This window comes from Salmonella sp. 32120201201600049SM, assembly GCF_017572835.1.
Lineage (GTDB): Bacteria > Pseudomonadota > Gammaproteobacteria > Enterobacterales > Enterobacteriaceae > Salmonella > Salmonella enterica.
Genome location: NZ_JAGESA010000024.1, coordinates 1 through 4,536, shown reverse-complemented (window position 1 = coordinate 4,536; position 4,536 = coordinate 1). Strand labels below are relative to the sequence as shown.

At 39.0% G+C, this 4,536-nt stretch carries 2 protein-coding genes and 1 pseudogene; 2 read left to right on the top strand and 1 reads right to left on the bottom strand.

Annotation, left to right across the window (positions count from 1 at the left end; all coding sequences use genetic code 11):
• Nucleotides 1–87: 87 nt before the first annotated feature.
• Nucleotides 88–1,674 carry a hypothetical protein gene (locus J4650_RS22535; RefSeq protein WP_023993903.1) on the top strand — a complete coding sequence of 529 codons (1,587 nt, stop codon included), beginning with the start codon at nt 88–90 and terminating at the stop codon, nt 1,672–1,674.
• 87 nt (nt 1,675–1,761) lie between these two features.
• Nucleotides 1,762–2,958: pseudogene (locus tag J4650_RS22530) on the top strand (IS256 family transposase).
• A 43-nt stretch (nt 2,959–3,001) separates the two neighbouring features.
• On the opposite strand, the gene J4650_RS22525 reads toward J4650_RS22530, so the two are convergent.
• Entirely contained in the window at nt 3,002–4,456 is a 1,455-nt protein-coding gene (locus J4650_RS22525) for a hypothetical protein (RefSeq protein ID WP_001537448.1), read from the bottom strand.
• Between the last annotated feature and the right edge of the window lie 80 nt (nt 4,457–4,536).

Sequence of the window (4,536 nt, the reverse complement as noted above, 5' to 3'; positions counted from 1 at the left end):
CGGTGTACTCGGCGAGTATATCGGAAGGATTTATATTGAAACCAAAGCAAGACCTAAATATATCATTAAGAAAGTTGGTCAAATAAAATGATGGAATTTAAAAAAAATTATTTTTGGCATGTATCTGTAATCATTATTGGTCTTGCCATTGGCTTAGTGCATCACATTTATATTTATCCGAATTTTTTTCACGCAGATTCAGCAGCATATCAAGTTTTAGCTTCAGCCATAAGAGATGAAGGGGTTTTACTTCCACATGATTTTTTCTACGGCAACCAACTTATTATGCTAAAAATAAGCCCATTCATAGCCTTAGCCAACTACATTGGTTTTTCAGGATATAAGGCTTATGCAATAGGCGGTGCAATAGCGATCTGCGTTTGGTTTTATATTTGCAATCTAATTATCTCTAAATATTGTGGAAATAAATATTTTTCACTTTTACTATCAACTTGCTTATTCATTCCGCTTGGTATGGATGATATTGATTTTTTACTTGGTCAGGAATCGCATCTTTCGAATGTAGTACTTTCTATTATGATATGCCTACCGGTCATCATATATATTCAAGAAAGCAAAAAGAGTTTTTTGTGTATTTCTTCCCTTGCTGTTATTCTAATGACTGCAGAGCAGCCAATTAGAACTTTGATTATTATAGCACCTTTTATTTTATTCATACTGATTATATTCAGATCAAAGACTTCAGTTGTGTCAATGTTATCTATAGCTGTATCTTTTGTTATCGGCAAGATGGCAAATGATTATCTTTTAGACAGACATTTCCCACTCAAGGTCGACTATTCTCAAGCATCGTTGTTAATATCTCCAGATAAAGCAATTGACAATCTTTTTATAATTTTAAAGTCAATCCTGGTGTACTCTTCATCCTCTAGCTTGGCTGTTGGAAGTAATGCAATAGGAATATTGACACCTTTCTACTTTATGGGCTTATTGTATATACTTTTATTTATTGCAACTATTGTATATGGCTTAAAAATATTTCTTCATATTTTGATTGATGGCAGAAAAACTAAAACTAGTATTTGTCGACTAGATCTGTTATGTGCATTGGGAGCTACAGGTTTTGTTTTAGGACTGCTACTTATATCATGCCTCAACCCAGAAGGGCGCCATATTTTCTGGGCAACTTGTATACTAAAAATTTCTGTATTTGCCACCATTTTTAAAATTTTTAAAAGTAATATAAAAAATAATGTGTATTCATATTCATTAACTATTGCAATGGCTATATGCATGTCAGCAATAGCACCAGTACTATATACAACAAAAGCAGAGTCTTTTAGTTATAATAAATCCAATATGAATTCAGAAATAAATAAAAAAATTACTTCAATTGTAAGGTTAACTGGAATAAAATATATTTATGGAGAGGATTTCTGGAGAATGCAACTATTAAACTCGATTGATGCAGAAGTACACTCTTCTGAACTCACAGACTCTTATGATAAATTTGTAATTCCTAGAACATGGTTGTCCAGACCAAGTTGGTACTGCATTAATGGTGAGGTTTTATATTACACAAAAGATGGTAAGGCGGATAAAATAATAGAGTCAGAATTAAAGAGTAAAAACGGAAAAATATTGTATAACGGTGCGGAAGGAAAAATATGGTTAGGGCCTGTAATATGGAGCAAGCCTAAGTGGTGTAATTAACTATAATTCCGCCTCAGAGACTGTAATTTAAATTGTGTATCTGCCTGTTTTTGATATGTTCATTCCGACAACGGAGACAGGCAATTTATGGACGAAAATAAACTCAAAGCGCTGGCTGCTGAACTGGCTAAAGGCCTTAAAACCAAAGCCGATCTCAACCAGTTTTCCCAGATGCTGACGAAGCTTACTGTCGAAACTGCGCTCAATGCAGAACTGACCGACCATCCTGGGCATGAGAAAAACATGCACAATAAAGCTCAAACATCCGTAATGGCTACTCGTCAAACATCCTGCTTTGCGGTGATGGCGAGATTGAATTGAACACGCCGCGTGACTGTGAAAACACCTTCAAACCTCAGTTGATTAAGAAGAACCAGACGCGGCTCACGCAGATAGACAGCCAGATTTTTATCGCTATATGCCAAAGGCATGACCACGCACGAAATCGCCGCCACCTTTAAAGAAATGTACGATGCCGATGTGTCGCTCACATTGATATCCAAAGTCACAGATGCCCTAAAAGAGCAGGCTACGGAGTGGCAAAACCGGTAACTGGATGCGCTGTATCCCATCGTTTACATGGGCTGCATTGTCGTAAAAATCCGTCAAAATGACAGCGTCATAAACAGAACTGTCTTCCTGGCGCTGGGTATCAACACCGAAGGCCAGAAAGCGCTGCCGGGTAGGTGACTGACCGAAAATGAAGGCGCAACATTCTGGCTGAATGTGCTGGCGGAGCTGAAAAATCGTGGTTTTCAGGACATCCTGATTGCCTGTGTGGACGGCCTGAAAGACTTTCCGGATGCGATAAACAGCGTCTATCCGCAGACCCATATCCAGCAGTGCATCATCCATATGGTACGTAGCAGCCTGAAATACGTGTCCTGGAAAGACTACAAGGCGGTCACCAGTGGTCTGAAGACGGTTTACCGAAGAGGCGGCGTTGATGATGCTGAATGTGTTCGCGGGCGTGTGTGACGACAAATACCCGCAGATCAGCAAAAGCAGGCGTGCGCACTGGGAAAACCTGAACACATTCTTCAGCTACCTGCCGGATATCCGCCAGGCGATCTACACCACAAACGCTATCGAATCACTGAACAGTGTGATCCGGGCCGAGATAAGAAATGCAAGGTATTCCCGGGAGACGACTCAGTGTGGAAGGTTATTTATCTGGCGATCAAAGATGTCTCAAAAAAGTGGAGTATGCCGATCCAGCACTGGCGGCTGGCAATGAGTCGTTTTATTATTGAGGTCGGTGACCGCCTGAGCGATCACCTTTAATACAGTGGCAGTTACACAGAATTATGGACAGGCTCCTTGTTGACTACTCTATAACAATCCTTGCATCATCATAGTAAATTATATATGCGTTATCAATCTCTTTTATATGCCCTTCCCGTCCATACTGGTTTAATATCTTATCAATATCATGCTTGAACTCTGTGACGATATATCTTGATTTAAAACCGTACCATGCTTTATTGGACAGCCAGTTTAACCTAACCGCTTTGTTTTCATCAGTAAACGTGATTGGCCTTACGTCTCCGTTTTTAAACAGAGTCACGGCAGACGCAACCCAGTATGTGCCGTAACCATCACCGAGGTTATTATCACGAACAAAGTTACTAATATCTTGTACTCTCGAATTCGGTAGTTCGTATCTTCCGCTTGGGATGAAAATAAAAATCAGTATGATAGTTGAAGCAAAAGCATAGAGTCTTTGATCGGCTTGTGAATTTAGATAACGTGCAATTAGAGCGGATCCAGTAATAAAAGAGAAAACCAGATACCTTGTAGTGCCAAGGTCTACAGGCATGTTACTTGCTACATATGCGGCTGGTAGCAATACTGAGGAAATGGATAATGCAGTATCAACAAACGACGCTTTAAACCTGTTTTTGATAGCTACAACTAAAAGAGCTAACCAAAATATCATCACTGCAAATCTACTAAATATCATCGCATTGCTTGCAGAAAGCTGTTTTCCGAAAATGAAGGCGTCGAAATACTGGATGATGCCAACAATGAAAAGATTGAGGTTAGATGGTATATTCTCGTAATTAACAAATGCTGGAGGTTGAGTCCCGGGGGTGTTTAGTAGACCAAAATAATTTGCCACTAAAGCAAGAAACTTTGCTATGACAACGCCAACAATAACTGCAAATACATAGCGCCACTTGCTAAAATCTTTGTTTATCAATACATGAACAACAAAAGTAACAACTATCGGTATAGTGATATAGTAGTTGAATATCGAGTCACTGAATACAGATGCAGCAGTGAGAGTCGTGACGCTTGTCAGTTTAATTGTTGTATGTTTATCATACCTAAGCATATTTAAGCACACCAGAGCAAATATGATAGTTCCTACATGTACACATGTCTCTAGTGTCATGGTTGACGCCATAGGAGATGAAATGATTACGCATGGAATTAGCGCTGCGATTGACCACTTCATTTTCCCATCTGTATGTGACAGAGCAAAGGCCAGCATAATAGTAATCGTGTAGAATACGGCTGGTAACACATACATCAGGTATATACTGTCACCAAAAACCCTGATTACTATCATATACCATATCGCCTCAGTGAAATAAAACGATACAGTAGAAAGAGTCCATCCTCGTAGCAGAATGTTTCCATCCGCCATATCTTTTGCTTCTAAAAATAAAGATGCTCCATCAGATGTAACTGGGTTATTGAAGGAAATATAAAGGCAAAGCGCGAAAACGCATAATGAGAATATCAAATATAAAGCCACCGTGCTTTTATTTAACACTATTCTTCCCCTTCAAAATATATTTAGGTCTTGCTTTGGTTTCAATGTAAATTCTTCCGATATACTCGCCGAGTACACCA